This is a genomic window from Photobacterium sp. Alg240-V54, from assembly GCF_900537155.1.
Lineage (GTDB): Bacteria > Pseudomonadota > Gammaproteobacteria > Enterobacterales > Vibrionaceae > Photobacterium.
Genome location: NZ_UNRL01000010.1, coordinates 38,748 through 53,934, shown reverse-complemented (window position 1 = coordinate 53,934; position 15,187 = coordinate 38,748). Strand labels below are relative to the sequence as shown.

Sequence of the window (15,187 nt, the reverse complement as noted above, 5' to 3'; positions counted from 1 at the left end):
AATCAATTCGTTTAAATTTACGCTTGCGCAGTGGAATGAATAACGATGGGTTTATTCAATACGTTGAAAGCGTTTAGGAAAGAAAATGGCATATACTGAAAAAGATCGTCAAGTTTTGCATGATACATGGATGAGTTACAAAGCAAAAATGCGTATTACTCAAATTGAAATGGCTAAAAAGCTAGGGTTAACGCAACTTGAGTTTTCAGACATTTTACGGGGTGATACTGTCATTCAACATCAGTTTGTTAATGAGTTTTGCAGTATTTTAAATATTGATCCGGTGCTAATACTTCCCTCATTACGTGAAGCCGTGCAAAAAGGCACGCTCAATCACTCTGTCGTAAAAAATACTTTTATATTTGATGGTGAGATTAAAAAAGTTACCTATGAAGGTAATCAGCTGGTTGTTGAATATGAACATACGCCAACGCCAAGCTTATGATAGTCTCATAATATTGATATTATAAATATTAACTTATAAAAAAGGCTCATCGCATTACTGTGATGAGCCTTTTTAACTGATTATGTTGCTAGATTATTTCTTTTTCTTCTTAGCATGTTCATCCCATTCAGGGATAAAGAAATATAGCACAGCAGCTGAAAGTATTGAGCCCATAACATCAGAAGGGAAGTGCATACCTAGCCATAAACGACTAATACCCACCCCTGTTGCCCAAATAATTAATCCACCAGCCACAAGATAATTACCTCTACGAATAAAGAAACCACCCCAGAAAAGCACACAGATAGCAGCAAAAATAGTATGTCCAGATGGAAATGAATAGTTGGTTTCGCCTTCCCAGCTACGTAAACGCCAAGGACTTATGTATGTTGCTGCTTGTTTTACGACTTTATCTTTACCAACAGCATCTAATGCATAGAAATCAGCTGGTGAATCAACAAGATGTAAGGCTTGTAATTCATAAGTGTATGGGCGAGGAATTGCAGTCTCGTGTTTTAAGACCGTCTTAGTGACGAAACTTAATACAAGCAGAATACCAAATTGAATCCATACTTTAGTGATGGTTTTTTTCGGTAGCTTTAAAAATACAGGTATAAGACAAAGCAATGCTGCAGTAATAAGGAAGAACGGACTACCAGCACTGTCAGTTAGCAAAGCAAATGAAATACCAGCAGCATTACTGACTGGTGTTGTTAAAGCTGGTACTGGCACTATATGAATAGCAACAAAAAGCAATATGGCAAATAACGCTAATGCAATAAAGTTAGGTAGTTTTTGGGATATAAAATTCATCATGGAGAAAGGTCAATCTTATCATTATATAATTATTAAGTAAGCCACAAAAAATAAATTAACTGTCATTAAATTGACATTTTTTCATGGTTTAAAACTGGAACCTTTTTTCGCACAAATTATACCGAATGTCATTAAGAATATCGTTGAATAACTTATTGTATGCTTATTTGTCAGGTAAGGTTCATCTTTCTTACTTTAGTAACACTAATAAAATAAATTATAGTTGAATAATTAACAAAACTCATGGTTAATCAAATGTAACTTTTGTTGCTTTTTTTGTGTTTTTTTAGTGATATTTCTCAAATTGTGAAGGCTGTCACGCGAAATAGAGCTAACATTAAGAAAACTTAATGTTTATCCTAAACTAAGTTTAGCTAACTACTGTATGGTTAATGCATGCTTAAACGACATATGTTGTTTATTAATTTTGATGTGATGATATGGAGAAGGGAATGAGTATTCTTGGACATTTCCAAAAGCTCGGAAACGCGATAATGTTTCCAATCGCAGTGTTGCCTATTGCTGGTATTCTATTGCGTATTGGACAACCCGATCTACTAAATATACCTTTTATTGCAGCAGGCGGTCAGGCAGTTTTTACTAACTTAGCACTGTTATTTGCAATGGGTGTTGCTGGTGGTTTCTCGAAAGATAACTCAGCAGCAGCAGCAATCGCAGCAGCAGTTGGTTATTTCATTATGATGGCTGCAATGAAAACTCTTAATGCTGATGTCGACCCTGGTGTCGCTGGTGGTATTATTATTGGTGTTTGTGCAGGTCTATTGTATAACCGTTTCCACGCCATTAAATTGCCAGAGTTCCTAGGCTTCTTTGGTGGTAAGCGTTTTGTTCCTATTATCACAGGTTTAGTTGCATTGGTGCTTGCTTTTGCATTCAGCCTTGTATGGCCTCCTGTGCAAGATGCTATCAACCATTTAGGTAAGTGGATTCTTACTAGTGGTGTTCCTGGTGAGTTTGTATACGGTGTTGCTAACCGTCTGCTGATTCCACTTGGTCTACATCACATTCTTAACAGTATGGTTTGGTTTGTGTTTGGTAACTACACAGATCCTGCTACTGGTCAGATTGTTACAGGTGAGATCTCGCGTTTCTTCGCAGGTGACCCATCTGCCGGACGTATTCTAAGTGGTTTCTTCCCTGTAGTAATGTTTGGTCTTCCAAGTGCAGCATTAGCATTCTATGTAACTGCGAAGAAAGAAAACAAGAAAGTTGTTGGTGGTATGTTATTGAGTGTGGCATTAACTGCATTCTTAACTGGTATTACTGAACCAATTGAATTCATGTTCATGTTCCTAGCACCTGGTTTGTATGTAGTACATGCTATTCTAATGGGTGTTAGTATTGTTGTTGCGTCAATGCTTAACATTCACATGGCATTTAGCTTCTCTTCTGGCTTAATTGACTACGTCCTAAACTACAATGCGCCAGCAGCGCATAACTCATGGGAAATTATTCCAATGGGTCTAGTGGTTGGTGCTATTTACTTCGTGATCTTTGTTGGTGCGATTAAGATGTTTAATCTTAAAACACCAGGCCGTGAAGATGCACCAGAAGAAGATTCAAACCCAGGTTCAGACAGTAAAGTAGATTTAGCGGTACAATACCTGGAAGCACTAGGTGGTAAAGATAATCTAACTGATATCTCTGCATGTATCACACGTCTTCGCCTAGGTATTGTTGACCGCTCAATCATCAATGATGCTAAGCTAAAACAACTAGGTGCGAAGGGTGTAGTAAACGTAGGTTCAAATAACCTTCAAGTTATTATTGGTCCACAAGCTGAAATTATTGCTAACCAAATGAAAGCGCTGTAAGCATCATTGATTAAGCAAAATACAGTATTCGCGATTTCATAATTCCCCCTATGGTCGCGTTAAACGGTCTACCTTTGGTAGGCCGTTTTTTTATATCTAAAAAACCGTCGATGGACTGTGTATAATCATCTAAATAAGCAACATAGAGCCAATGAGTGATAAGCAATAAATGAAGATATTAGTAATTGAAGATGATCTAACAACGCGTGAGTTTGTTGCTCAAGGATTACGAGAGCAAGGGTTTGTTGTTGATGAAGCTGAAGATGGTCATCAAGGACTAATGATGGCAACCAGCTGTGAGTATCAGTTAATTGTGCTAGATCGCATGCTTCCACAACTTGATGGGTTAAAAGTTCTCGCGGCATTACGTGCCACTGAAAACCAAACACCAGTATTAATATTAAGTGCGATGGACAGTGTTGAAGATCGTGTAACAGGGCTTACTGCTGGTAGTGATGATTATTTAACTAAACCTTTTGCGTTAGCAGAGCTTGTTGCACGCGCTAATATTTTGGTTAAACGCAATCAAACCGTAGCGACTGTCTCTTCTGAGTACAGCTATGATGATTTAAGGTTAGACATAAAATCGCACCGTGTATGGCGTGGATCGCGGCTAATTAACTTACAACAAAAAGAGTTCTTGTTACTGCAATACTTAATGGAACATGTTGAAAGTGTTGTTTCTCGAATGAGCTTGTTTGAATCTGTTTGGAGTTATCATTTTGATCCAAAAACCAACGTGATTGATGTTCATATTGCCAACTTACGTAAAAAATTAGAGTCTGAAGGAGAGCCTAGTTTAATTCACACTGTTCGAGGGGCGGGTTATGTCTTACGCCGGGCCTGAAAACCTGTCGCGATCAACCATTTTTAAAGTGTTGATGTATTTTATTACCTGTGTTGCTTTTATTTTCATCTTATTTATTAATCAGGTAGTCGTTAGTTCAGAGACGTTTTACCATCAACAATTAAAACGTGATTTAGTCAATGAAGCTAATTTGTTTACGATGATGCTCAACAAAGGTAATAGCGCCGAACTCTATAAAACGATAACGCAACGTAGCAAAAACAACACCACATTTAGTTATATTGTACAACCAACAAAACCTGTTGTTAATGAGGTGGCGACTTACCCTGCAGCGTCATTTATTTTTAGTCGAGGAAAAACAACACAGCTATCTCAAGTGGTAAAGCTACCACGAGGGATGGAATTAGAGATAAAAATTAACCCGCAATTTATGCAAGCTTATCGCCAGACTGTTATTCCGATGCTGCTGTCTGGAATTGCTGTGCCAGTCATTATCATGTTGGCCGGGGCTTCACTGTTTGCAATTGTAATCTTAAAGAAGTTAGCCCGTGTTAATCAGGGTATGAATCGAGTTATTTTAGGTGAAAAAGGGGTCAAGCTACCAGTTAGTAGCAATGATGATGAATTCGATGTGTTAACTATTCACCTAAATTTTTTGATTGAACAGGTCGAGAAAAAAGAAACATCGCTAAAAGCACTCTCTGTGGGTATGGCACATGATTTACGTACACCCATAGCGCGAATGAAATTACGTCTCGAGCGATTGTTAACCCAACCAACTGCACCATATACGAAAGAATTAGAAGCCTGTCATGATGATTTAGAAGTATTGTTGAGTATGTTTAATGGCATGCTAGAAATTGCTAATTTAAACAGTGGCAAGCAGCAGATTGATAAAGAGTGGGTCGATTTATCTCAAGTGTGCCGTGACGTGGTTGAATTTTTATTGCCTATTTCTGATGAAAAACAGCAACAACTTACATTTAGAGAAGATCAACCATACCGGTTGCAAGGTGAGCCAAGTTTATTATTTCGAGCTGTTTATAACTTGGTTGAAAATGCGATTAAATACACACCTGAGCAAGGTGTGATTAATGTCATTGTTGATCATTTTGGTATTGTAGTAACAGATAATGGCATGGGTGTGTCTGATGAAGACAAAGAGAAAATTCGTGAGCCGATGTTTCGTGCCGATCGGAGTCGAACTCATCAAGGATTTGGATTAGGGTTATCGTTAGTGGAAGCGGTAGTGATTCGTCATAATGGTGAATTGGTTTTTAGTGATAATAATCCCGGTTTACGATCTCGATTGTATTTACCACTCGCGTCTGAATTAGTGTCAACGTTGAGTGATTAATAATAACGTAGTGTCATTGTTCTAAAAACAGCAAGACAAAAAAGCCCAATTGATACTTATTAATGAGAAAGATAAGTGCTAATTGGGCTTTTTTTATAGAAAATAGATTGGCTATTTAGCGATTAGTTGCATTGAATTTATCTTTACGCTCATTAAAACGTGAAACTAAATCATCAATACCATCTTGGCAATAAGGCTTTAATCCGCTCATCAGCATACGTTTGCTGCCTGTACCGACGATTTCACCGTTTTCTTTAAAGCAGAAATGCAGCGTTACGCTACCACGTTTACCTTCAACCTCAATAATAGAGTCAGTTAATTCAACGGTTGGCGCACTAAGATCTAAACGAGTAAAATCAAGTTCCATACACTCATAGATCACTAATGGGCGAGTGGGATTAATCATGATATCTTTTGATTTCATCAAAGGTACCATAATGTGTGGAAAGTTCATTCCTGAGAATTGCACATAGTTTTTAGTGACTTGTGAAATTAACACCTCATCCTTTGTTGTTTCACCGCTGCGTATCACATCCATGTAGACTTTGCCCGTACAGTCGATAACCGCTAATTCTGTCGGGGATTTGATGTCTATAAGTAGGCAGCTTGATTCATTGATCATGCCTGCAAATTCGAAACGCATTTTTTGGCTAAGGCCAACGTTGGCTAGAAGAACCGAAAAAAGCAGATCGCCAGGTACACAAAAACGCTTGTTATCTTCATCATGAAGCGGGTTAAAGTCACCGGCTACACGTTTTGCAAAATGGCTTGCTTGCTCACGAGTAAAAGATAATTCACCGTCGTTATTTGAATAATATGAATCTAAAAACATGTTTACTTATAATACCTAAAAATAAGACTGCTGCTATTCTACATCATAAATATCACTTTAATGGTCTAGCCAGATGATATTAATGTAAATACATATATTGACGAAATACATACTAATAGTAGTAGACATAAAAAAGCCAAGCAATATGAGCAATGCTTGGCATTATGCAGTCGCTGTTTTATTGACTAAAAGCGTATATTAAGTGGAATAACAGTCACTCTATCGCCAATCTGGGCATATTCTTGCTGTGGTGGAATTTCAATTAAGCAATTAGCTTCACTCATTGAACGTAAAATACCTGAACCTTGTGAGCCAATTGTTTTTACCGACAGGCGGCCATTAGCATCCCAATGGTAATATCCACGTAGATATTCGGTTCGTCCATTACGAGATCGTAGCGACTCAGCAGCAATCGCGGTATATGTTTGTGGTTGCCAATTTTGATGGCCTTGTTGTTTGCGAATTGCAGGTTCAACAAATTGTAAAAATGTCACCATGACTGCAACGGGATTGCCGGGTAAACCAAAAAATGGCACATCATTAATATGGCCAAATGCTAGTGGGCGTCCTGGACGCATATTGATTCGCCAGAAATTAATCTCACCGAGTTTATCAAGTACCGTTTTGATGTAATCAGCATCGCCAACAGAGACGCCACCAGATGATAAAATCATATCTGCTTTATGGCTCGCTTGTCGTAACGTCGTTTCAAGCGCAGCTTCACTGTCTTCAATAATGCCTAAATCAACCACCTCACAACCTAAACCGGTTAATAAGGCAAATAAGCTGTAGCGGTTTGAATCATAAATGCAGTTTTGTTGTTGTGCTTCACCAGGGGCCTGTACTTCATCACCGGTTGAGAAAATAGCAACACGCAAAGGGGTATTGATTGTTAGTGTGCTTAACCCCAGTGATGCGATCATACCAAGTTCTGGTGCGGTGATCGTTTGGCCTTTAGCAACGGCTACTTGGTCAATAGCAAGATCCTCACCCGCTAAGCGAACATTTTGACCCGCTTTAATCGCGCCCATGGTGAGGTTGAACGTGACGGTGTCACCATCTTGTTGTGCTTGTTCACGCATTATAACAGTATCGGCGCCTTGAGGAACGGGAGCGCCTGTCATAATGCGAACAGCTTCACCTGCTTGTAATGGGTGAGGGTAATGATGTCCTGCAAGCACTTGACCGACAACGTTATAGCTATTTAAATTAATATCTTCGCTGCGAATAGCATAGCCATCCATTGCTGAATTAGTATGTTGTGGCACATTTACCGGTGAAAGAATATCGGTATGTACTATCTGGCCAAGTGCTTGTTTTAGCGAAACTGTTTGTGGTTTATCAAGGTTTTTTATTTGATAAAGAATGCGTTTTCGACCTTCATCAACCGATAACATTCCTTGTGGTTGAACATCATCACAACTGGCTGTTTCGATTGAGTGCTGGTGCGGTTGGCGACTGAATTGCACCACGAAATCGGTTAATTGTTCGATATCATCAATGCTTATTTGCGGTAAGGTCGTATCTGCTTTGGTGTCACTTGCAATCGCAATGATATTGTTATCGTCTTGATATAGCCACGGCTTGTTAATGACTTGGCGGCGTAATTCAATCTTTGGAAAGTCGAGCTTCTTAAACCCTTCGACTAAAATAATATCAAGTTGTGTTTGATCTAATTGTCGAATTAAAAACGGTAAGCTTGCTTCTACAGTGGGGGTTTCAGTGATCAATGCACGACGATAGCGAGAGGAGATAAGCATCTGGTGTGCGCCTGCTTTTCTTAATCGGTAGCTATCTTTTCCTTGCTGATCAATATCAAAATCATGATGAGCGTGTTTGATTACCGCAATGCGTAGGCCACGTTCAACCAATTTAGGTAGCATGGCTTCAATAAGGGTTGTTTTACCAGTACCACTAAATGCAGCAAAGCCTAATAAAGGCACAGAGGCGTTAATTTGACTCATGGCGTACTCCAAATTGTGATAATTCCTCAGGGGTGTTGAGGTTGATAAAGGCATCGGCTTGATCACTGAAATTAACCGTAATCATATTACATTGACGATAAAGTAAAATTATCTTTCGATCGCCATTAGCTAAAAAGGCTTCTAATTTTGGCAGAATACGACGATGTAACAGTGTCACAACGGGTTGAATATAATCGCCATTATGTGCCACCGCTATATCGGTATCAGGTTGACATGCCGCTGCCATTCTCATCACTAAATCAGCAGGTAATTGCGGGCAATCGCAAGGCACAAAACCAATCCAGTCATTATCTATATGGTGCAGCGCTGCATGCATACCACCTAAAGGACCAGGATAATTTTCAATGCTATCGCCAAAAACATCACCATATTGGCGATACAGATCTTGGTTACGGTTTGCATTGATACTGATATGAGACGTTTGTGGTGCTAGGGTATTAATTACATATTGAATAAATGGTTGGCCTGCAAGTTCAATCAAGCCTTTATCATTGCCTCCCATACGGCTGGCTTGACCACCCGCTAAAATGACCCAATGGGTTTGTTCAGGCGTAGGCATAATTATCCTTATTGTTTTTGGTATCTTTAACGAGTTGGAGATCGGCTCGTTCAATTAACTGGGTGTCATTGATTGTCCATTGGCGGCGACAAAGTGCTGTGAGTGCATTTTGTTGATGGCTCGTGATCACTAAACTGGTGCCTCGTGACAATAAATCTTCCGCTAAAATAACTTGGCGATTAATTGACTCTTGATCCATGCTCGCACTGGATTCATCCATTAATAGCACACTGGGTTTAAGTACCCATGCTCGTGCCATTGCGACGCGTTGGCGTTCACCACCAGACAAAACGGACACATGCTCATTAGCAAGGGTTTCAAGGCCGACCATCCGCAAAGCATTAATGGCTTCATTTCGGCGTTTTTGACGATCTTTAATCGCGAATCGTAGTCCATAGCATACATTGTTAAACACTGTTGCATCAAACATATATGGGGTTTGATGGAGGTAGATGATACTCCCTTCATAACAACCACTAAAGAGACGTTTAAAAAAAGTATGCTGATGAATATTAATCGTACCAGTGGTGGGTTTTTGTAAGCCAGCTAACACTTTCAATAAGGTTGTTTTGCCGACGCCGTTATCACCGGTTAAATAGATAGCATCTCGTGGTGCTAAATTAAGTTGTGGAATATGAAACAGTAGACGACTTTTAAAACGAACGGAAAGGTCGAGTGCCTGAATGGATGCATGAGTCATAATTAAGGCCTCGGCTTAGTTAGTTCGCAAATGGGCTTTGCCACGGGCGATAGATAAAATAAAGTTTAGACCTAAGGCTAGAATAAGTAACACCATTCCTAAGGCTACACCTTGAGCAAATGCACCTTTTGAGCTCTCAAGCGCAATTGCTGTCGGGATATTTCGAGTTGAATTTAAAATATTACCGCCGACCATCATTGAGCAGCCGACTTCGGTGATCACACGGCTAAAGGAAGCTACAATAGCAGCAATTAATGGAAAGCGGCTTTCCCACATTAAACTGATTAATGCGCGAGGGTAGCTAGATCCTAAAGTGAGTGCTGTTTCCCATGCTCGGCGATCACTATTTTGAAAGGCAGCATGCATCATCGATACTAAGAGTGGAAAACAGATTAATACTTGGCCTAATATCATCGCTTTTTGGGTAAATAGCATCTGCCAATCGCCTAATGGTCCTGCGCGTGATAACAACATATAAAGCAGTAAGCCAATCACTACTGTCGGAACGGATTGTAAGGTATTCATTAAAGAGAGTGTGATCCAACGCCCAGGGAATTTACCATAAGCTAATGCAAAGGCAATCAGTAGTGAGGGGATAATGACTAAGGCGATGGCAAAAAGAGACACCGAAAATGACACCCCGACAATCCCCCAAAGTGCGCTATCGCCACTAAAAAGAAGTTGAGTTGCTTGTTGAGTTGTCTGCCAAATATTCATGCTAATGTCTGTTTTGACCTAAAAAATACGCCGATGGTGCTATCATTCACGTTATTAGCATTAAGTCTAAGGCTCGATGTAATAACTGTGATGCCATAATGATTAATATATAAAATAAGCAATCATCGGCGAAATATCATATTAAATTAATGTGTTACCATTATTGTGTTTGTGCATCAGCAACGAACAATTGCTGACCGTGTCGTTGGTAATTATTAATTAACTTTTGTGCTTTGGGATTAACTAACCAATCACTGAATGTTTTTGCACCTTGGTAATTAAGATCAGGGTAGCGGCTCGGGTTAATTAAAATAACTTGGTACGGGTTAAATAAACGCTTATCACCTTCAACCATAATTTCAAGATCAAGTTTGGTCTCATAGGCCAGCCAAGTACCACGATCGGTTAATGTATAGGCTTGCAGTTCTGATGCCATGTTCAATGTTGGGCCCATACCTTGACCCACGGCTTTATAGCCACCAAAATTCGGTTCCATTTTCGTTTGTGCCCAGATATTGAGTTCTTTTTTATTAGTACCTGAGTCATCGCCCCGAGAAATAAACATCGCATTATCAGCAGCAATTTCTTTTAGTGCATGTGCAACATCTTTATCGCCTTTGATTTTAGCAGGATCAGTCTTAGGACCCACTAAAACGAAATCGTTATACATTAAATTACGTGGTAGAACGCCATAACCTTTCTCAACAAATGTTGCTTCAGATTGTGGTGCATGGGTCATCACTAAATCAACGTCACCATGCTCACCCATGCGCAGTGCTTTACCTGTTCCTGCTGCTAGCACTTCAACCTTATAACCTGTGTCTTTAGTAAAAACAGGTAATAAGTAGTCAAGTAATCCCGAGTGATAAGTGCTGGTGGTCGTGGCAAGGCGCACTGTCTTATTAGCTGTATCTGTGGTTGCATAAGCCATGGTTGCTGATGCGCAGCCAAGAATAACTAAAGTGGTTTTTAATAGGTTCATCAACGTTCCTGATCGATTGGTTTACATTAAAAATGTGTTGAGATGAAAAGTCGTCAGTCTTTGAAGCCAAATAAATGCGGCAAAATGACTCATATCACCTTAATAAATAACGCTGCTCAGCTATAAGCAAGTAAAGTGCCATCTTTTAAATGTTGATGAATAAGGCTGATTATGTGACTTAGGCATTAAATAGTGACCAAAATAGGACAAAGGTAACCGAAGTTATACGAAATAATAAAACAATTTTGACTTAATGATTAACAGTGAGACAAAATGTCGCAAATTATATTCGGTTAAAATGTCTCTATGTCTGATTTTAGTTTGTCTTCATCTTGGACTGCGGTTTCTGTATTAGTGGTTGATGATGAGCCAGGAATGCGCACGATCTTAAAAAAAGCCTTAAGTAAAAAATTTGCTCAAGTTGATACTGCCGGCAGTATTGAAGAAGCAGAGGAAATTCGTAAGCGTTGCCACTTTGATTTGTTGATTGTTGATATTAATTTACCAGGACGTTCTGGTATTGAATGGCATGAAGCATTTGATCCAACAACCCGTCGCAGTGATGTGATATTTATGACGGGTTATGCGGATTTAGAGACGGCTATTCAGGCCCTACGTGCTGGCGCGTCAGATTTTATTCTTAAACCGTTTAATCTTGATCAAATGATGCAATCAGTGAATCGATGCATTGAGCGCCGCTTAGTGGAGCGTCAAAATTTTGCACTGCAACGTGACGTCGAGCGAAGCTATCCGGTTAATATTATTGGTGATGCGCCAGCAACACAGCAGATGAAAAAGCTGATTGCTCAAATTGCGCCATCAATTGCAGCTGTATTAGTCGAAGGTGAATCTGGCACAGGTAAAGAATTGGTTGCACGCGCATTGCATCAATTAAGTAAGCGTACTGGGCCTTTTGTTCCGATTAACTGTGGTGCTATTGCGCCGGAATTACTTGAAAGTGAGTTGTTTGGTCATGTCTCTGGTGCATTTACGGGAGCCAAGAAAAGCCGTGAAGGTCTGTTTCGAGTGGCGAATAATGGTACCTTGTTTTTAGATGAAATAGGTGAAATGCCTTTAGCTATGCAATCGTCTTTATTGCGCGCACTAGAACAAAAAGCGATTCGTCCTGTTGGTTCAGAGCGAGAAATTCAAATTGACGTACGTATTGTTGCAGCGACAAACCGTAATTTAAAACTTGAAGTTGAAGAAGGCCGTTTTCGTCGAGATTTGTATTATCGTTTAAATGTGCTCACGATTGATTTGCCATCATTACGTGATCGAATTGAAGATATTCCATCATTAAGTCATCATTTTACCGCGCAGCTATCAAAAGACTTAGGCATGAAAGCTATCAATTGGACCCATGAAGATATTTTGGCGATGCAAGCTTATTCTTGGCCAGGTAATATTCGTGAATTGCGTAATATGATGGAACGATGCATTTTATTAGGCAAACCGCCTGCGGATTATTGGCGTGAATTGCAAGGGGATGCGTTACCAGTTACTGCTGTTGCTGCTGTAGGCGTACATGCAGTGACAGCTGCAGAAGCCGAATTAAATGCAGCTCACCCTCAACGGCCATGTCAATGTCACGACGACGGTGAAGATCAATATTGCTACCCAGTAACCTGGACACTAAAAGAAGTTGAAAAAGCACATATCATGCAGGTTGTTGATGCCAGTGACGGTAATAAATCAGCAGCAGCGCGTCAGCTTGGTGTGGCAAGAAAAACCTTAGAGCGTAAATATAAAGAATGGACAGATGAACTATTATGAGTCGTACAGCGATGAAAATAAAAGCATTTGTCTTGATGTGGTTACGGCGTTTTAAAACCATGGTTCGCTATCGTCTTTTAGTGCTTACCTCTGTGCCTATTTTTCTTACGTTATTAACATTGATTGCGATTACGTTTTATTGGACGGTGACGTATACCTGGCAGAACGCTTTAATGAATGTAAAAGCAGATTTAGCCGTTGCTCATCATAGTATGATGCTGTTGAAAAAAGAGCAGCGAATGGAATTGCAAGCACTGGCTAATTCTTATGATTTTCAACGACGATTACGATCTGATGACATAACATTACGTCAGTGGGTGCATCAGCAAAATCGACAATATCAGTTAGATTTTGTAGTACTGCATTCTGTTGCTGATATTGGAATGTTTTCAGCCTCAGAGCAACAATTATTAAGGACAGGAAAAGATCAAACATTTTTTCAAGTGTTAGATCGTAGTGCTTTGTTTGAGTTAAACCATGATCTTCCCGCTCGAGCACAACTACCATTATTACAAGAAGGTACGATTGAGCAAAAAGGGCTGGTTAGTCGCAGTTTAGTGCCAATCTTTAATCAACAAGGTGAGCTTAAATGGATTTTAGATGGTGGTATTTTATTAAATAACAGCACATCGCTGGTGGATCGGATTCGTGATTTAGTTTATGCCTCTGATACTTTACCCAAAGGCAGTCTTGGTACTGTTACTTTGTTTATGGGGGATGTGCGCATAAGTACCAATGTGCCACTAGATAGCGCTAATCTTATTGGTCGTGCTGTGGGTACTCGTGTTTCTAAAGATGTGCAACAACAAGTATTACAGCAAGGAAAAACCTTTGTAGATCGTGCGTTTGTTTACGATAGTTGGTATGTCTCAGCTTATGAGCCGTTACATGGTAATAATGGTACCGTCGTCGGCATGCTTTATACGGGTTATCTGCAATGGCCGTTAATTGAGCGCTATTTAACCAATATTATTGAAATGAGTGTCAGTATTTTATTAGTGCTGCTACTTACCAGTATTATTGTTTATCGTGGTTCGCGGGATTTATTTTTACCGATTGAGAAAATTTATCAGGTTGCGAAAGCGGTTCAAATGGGATTGAAAAAGCGTGTCGGTAAATTGGATTTATGTGACGGACATGAATTACAAATACTGGGTGAGCAATTTGACTCGATGTTGGATCAACTTGAGCAGCGCAATGGTTTAATTAAGCTCACAGCAATAGAGCTTGAAGAGAAAGTTGAACAGCGCACAAAGAGTTTACATCACAAAACCGAAGAGTTAGAGCAGCATATACGGTTATTACACCAAGCTCGCTCAAAGTTAGTGGCAACAGAAAAATTAGCGGCATTGGGTGAATTGACTGCAGGTATTGCCCATGAAATTAACAATCCAATTGCCGTTATATTAGGCAATATTGAATTGATTCAATTAGAGTTGGGCGATGGTACTGCTGATGTTCAAGATGAACTGACAGCGATTCATTTACAAATTGATCGAATTCGAAATATTACCCGCAGTTTACTGCAATACAGTCGGCAAGGTGGCGTGCAAGATGAAGTAACATGGCATCACTTAAACTTGATTGTTGAAGAGAGCTTAACACTTGTTCGTTCGGGTACTAAAAAGATGGATGTTCAATTTGAAGTGAATCTAGCTGCTAAATGCAGTGTTGAAGTCAATCGTCATCAGTTATTGCAAGTGTTGGTTAATTTGCAGATGAATGGTATCCATGCCATGGATGATAAAGGATTATTAAAAATAGCCACATCTAATTGGATTGATGAACATGGTGAGCTATTGGGTGCGATGGTTGCTATCACCGATCATGGTTGTGGTATTTCAGAACATAATATGAAGCGTATCTTTGATCCTTTCTTTACGACACGTCGTTCAGGAACAGGGTTAGGTTTATCTGTGAGTCAAAGTATTGTCGCTAATGTAGGAGGAGAAATTACGGTTGAATCGATTGAAGGTCAAGGTTCAACATTTAGTGTATACCTCAAGCATAAAAAAGAATCACCTAGCGAACTTGATCTTTTAGTGACAGTGTAATAAGTACCATTGATGATAACAAAAAGCCCCTTGGTAATGACAAAAGTGATGTCTTTACCAAGGGGCTTTTTTGTCACGTTACATCATGGATAAACCAACAATGAGAAACAGTGATGCGGTAAGAGATATTCGGCTAATAAGACCTAGCGATGAGGGAATGATCATTTCAGTATGCGGCATAAGCAGTCCTTTTTTTAGGGGGACTTAAAGCATAGTTGATATATTGCTATCAGATTATTTTAATGTCCATTTAACGATAATTTCTTGTCGTTATCATTACAGATTTCAAATGATATATTTATCTATTAGTTTTGAAAATCC

The 15,187-nt window shown here is 39.5% G+C and carries 13 protein-coding genes; 6 read left to right on the top strand and 7 right to left on the bottom strand.

The genetic code is table 11. The features are described 5' to 3' along the window. Nucleotides 1-85: 85 nt before the first annotated feature. A complete protein-coding gene (locus tag G6R09_RS17450) occupies nucleotides 86-445 on the top strand; it encodes a helix-turn-helix transcriptional regulator (RefSeq protein WP_065168897.1) in 360 nt (119 codons plus the stop codon). Between the two features lie 93 nt (nucleotides 446-538). On the opposite strand, the gene G6R09_RS17445 is transcribed toward G6R09_RS17450, so the two are convergent. Then, nucleotides 539-1,261, bottom strand: coding sequence for a phosphatase PAP2 family protein (locus tag G6R09_RS17445; protein WP_065168896.1), 723 nt, complete (start codon nucleotides 1,259-1,261; stop codon nucleotides 539-541). Nucleotides 1,262-1,713: 452 nt separating this feature from the next. Between G6R09_RS17445 and nagE the strand changes: the two genes are divergently transcribed. The 3 genes from nagE (at nucleotide 1,714) to G6R09_RS17430 (ending at nucleotide 5,261) form a co-directional block, all read left to right on the top strand. Then, a complete protein-coding gene (nagE, locus tag G6R09_RS17440) occupies nucleotides 1,714-3,096 on the top strand; it encodes an N-acetylglucosamine-specific PTS transporter subunit IIBC (protein ID WP_065168895.1) in 1,383 nt (460 codons plus the stop codon). Between the two features lie 169 nt (nucleotides 3,097-3,265). Further along, nucleotides 3,266-3,943 (top strand): response regulator transcription factor, encoded by a 678-nt coding sequence (locus G6R09_RS17435; protein ID WP_065168894.1) that lies wholly within the window; start codon nucleotides 3,266-3,268, stop codon nucleotides 3,941-3,943. Then, nucleotides 3,924-5,261, top strand: a complete 1,338-nt coding sequence (locus G6R09_RS17430) for a HAMP domain-containing sensor histidine kinase (RefSeq protein WP_065168893.1) — start codon at nucleotides 3,924-3,926, stop codon at nucleotides 5,259-5,261. Before G6R09_RS17435 ends, G6R09_RS17430 begins: the two co-directional genes overlap by 20 nt. Nucleotides 5,262-5,376: 115 nt before the next feature. On the opposite strand, the gene G6R09_RS17425 is transcribed toward G6R09_RS17430, so the two are convergent. The 6 genes from G6R09_RS17425 to G6R09_RS17400 all read right to left on the bottom strand — a co-directional run bounded on the left by G6R09_RS17425 (nucleotide 5,377) and on the right by G6R09_RS17400 (nucleotide 10,985). Then, complete coding sequence (locus G6R09_RS17425) at nucleotides 5,377-6,093, bottom strand: DUF3581 domain-containing protein (RefSeq protein ID WP_065168892.1); 717 nt, start codon at nucleotides 6,091-6,093, stop codon at nucleotides 5,377-5,379. 185 nt (nucleotides 6,094-6,278) lie between these two features. After that, entirely contained in the window at nucleotides 6,279-8,057 is a 1,779-nt protein-coding gene (locus tag G6R09_RS17420) for a bifunctional molybdopterin-guanine dinucleotide biosynthesis adaptor protein MobB/molybdopterin molybdotransferase MoeA (RefSeq protein ID WP_163923745.1), read from the bottom strand. Then, entirely contained in the window at nucleotides 8,044-8,637 is a 594-nt protein-coding gene (gene mobA / locus G6R09_RS17415; RefSeq protein ID WP_163923743.1) for a molybdenum cofactor guanylyltransferase MobA, read from the bottom strand. The genes G6R09_RS17420 and mobA overlap by 14 nt, the downstream gene beginning before the upstream one ends. Further along, nucleotides 8,624-9,337, bottom strand: coding sequence for an energy-coupling factor ABC transporter ATP-binding protein (locus G6R09_RS17410; RefSeq protein WP_163923740.1), 714 nt, complete (start codon nucleotides 9,335-9,337; stop codon nucleotides 8,624-8,626). Before G6R09_RS17410 ends, mobA begins: the two co-directional genes overlap by 14 nt. Before the next feature lie 15 nt (nucleotides 9,338-9,352). Next, nucleotides 9,353-10,054 (bottom strand): ABC transporter permease, encoded by a 702-nt coding sequence (locus G6R09_RS17405; RefSeq protein WP_065168888.1) that lies wholly within the window; start codon nucleotides 10,052-10,054, stop codon nucleotides 9,353-9,355. A 160-nt stretch (nucleotides 10,055-10,214) separates the two neighbouring features. Next, a complete protein-coding gene (locus G6R09_RS17400) occupies nucleotides 10,215-10,985 on the bottom strand; it encodes a substrate-binding domain-containing protein (protein ID WP_240345790.1) in 771 nt (256 codons plus the stop codon). Between the two features lie 357 nt (nucleotides 10,986-11,342). Here G6R09_RS17400 and G6R09_RS17395 point away from each other — a divergent pair, with 357 nt between their 5' ends. Further along, nucleotides 11,343-12,812, top strand: a complete 1,470-nt coding sequence (locus G6R09_RS17395) for a sigma-54 dependent transcriptional regulator (protein ID WP_163923734.1) — start codon at nucleotides 11,343-11,345, stop codon at nucleotides 12,810-12,812. Nucleotides 12,813-12,871: 59 nt separating this feature from the next. Continuing rightward, nucleotides 12,872-14,866: a cache domain-containing protein gene (locus G6R09_RS17390; protein ID WP_205523004.1), complete on the top strand. Its 1,995-nt coding sequence runs from the start codon at nucleotides 12,872-12,874 to the stop codon at nucleotides 14,864-14,866. Nucleotides 14,867-15,187 lie beyond the last annotated feature (321 nt).

What these genes read in the sequence shown, in the direction of transcription:
- G6R09_RS17435 (WP_065168894.1), top strand. Translation starts at nt 3,266, where the DNA reads ATGAAGATATTAGTAATTGAAGATGATCTAACAACGCGTGAGTTTGTT.
- G6R09_RS17390 (WP_205523004.1), top strand. Translation starts at nt 12,872, where the DNA reads ATGGTTCGCTATCGTCTTTTAGTGCTTACCTCTGTGCCTATTTTTCTT.
- mobA (WP_163923743.1), bottom strand. Translation starts at nt 8,637, where the DNA reads ATGCCTACGCCTGAACAAACCCATTGGGTCATTTTAGCGGGTGGTCAA.
- G6R09_RS17400 (WP_240345790.1), bottom strand. Translation starts at nt 10,985, where the DNA reads ATGGCTTATGCAACCACAGATACAGCTAATAAGACAGTGCGCCTTGCC.
- G6R09_RS17430 (WP_065168893.1), top strand. Translation starts at nt 3,924, where the DNA reads ATGTCTTACGCCGGGCCTGAAAACCTGTCGCGATCAACCATTTTTAAA.
- G6R09_RS17405 (WP_065168888.1), bottom strand. Translation starts at nt 10,054, where the DNA reads ATGAATATTTGGCAGACAACTCAACAAGCAACTCAACTTCTTTTTAGT.
- nagE (WP_065168895.1), top strand. Translation starts at nt 1,714, where the DNA reads ATGAGTATTCTTGGACATTTCCAAAAGCTCGGAAACGCGATAATGTTT.
- G6R09_RS17410 (WP_163923740.1), bottom strand. Translation starts at nt 9,337, where the DNA reads ATGACTCATGCATCCATTCAGGCACTCGACCTTTCCGTTCGTTTTAAA.
- G6R09_RS17395 (WP_163923734.1), top strand. Translation starts at nt 11,343, where the DNA reads ATGTCTGATTTTAGTTTGTCTTCATCTTGGACTGCGGTTTCTGTATTA.
- G6R09_RS17450 (WP_065168897.1), top strand. Translation starts at nt 86, where the DNA reads ATGGCATATACTGAAAAAGATCGTCAAGTTTTGCATGATACATGGATG.
- G6R09_RS17420 (WP_163923745.1), bottom strand. Translation starts at nt 8,057, where the DNA reads ATGAGTCAAATTAACGCCTCTGTGCCTTTATTAGGCTTTGCTGCATTT.
- G6R09_RS17445 (WP_065168896.1), bottom strand. Translation starts at nt 1,261, where the DNA reads ATGATGAATTTTATATCCCAAAAACTACCTAACTTTATTGCATTAGCG.
- G6R09_RS17425 (WP_065168892.1), bottom strand. Translation starts at nt 6,093, where the DNA reads ATGTTTTTAGATTCATATTATTCAAATAACGACGGTGAATTATCTTTT.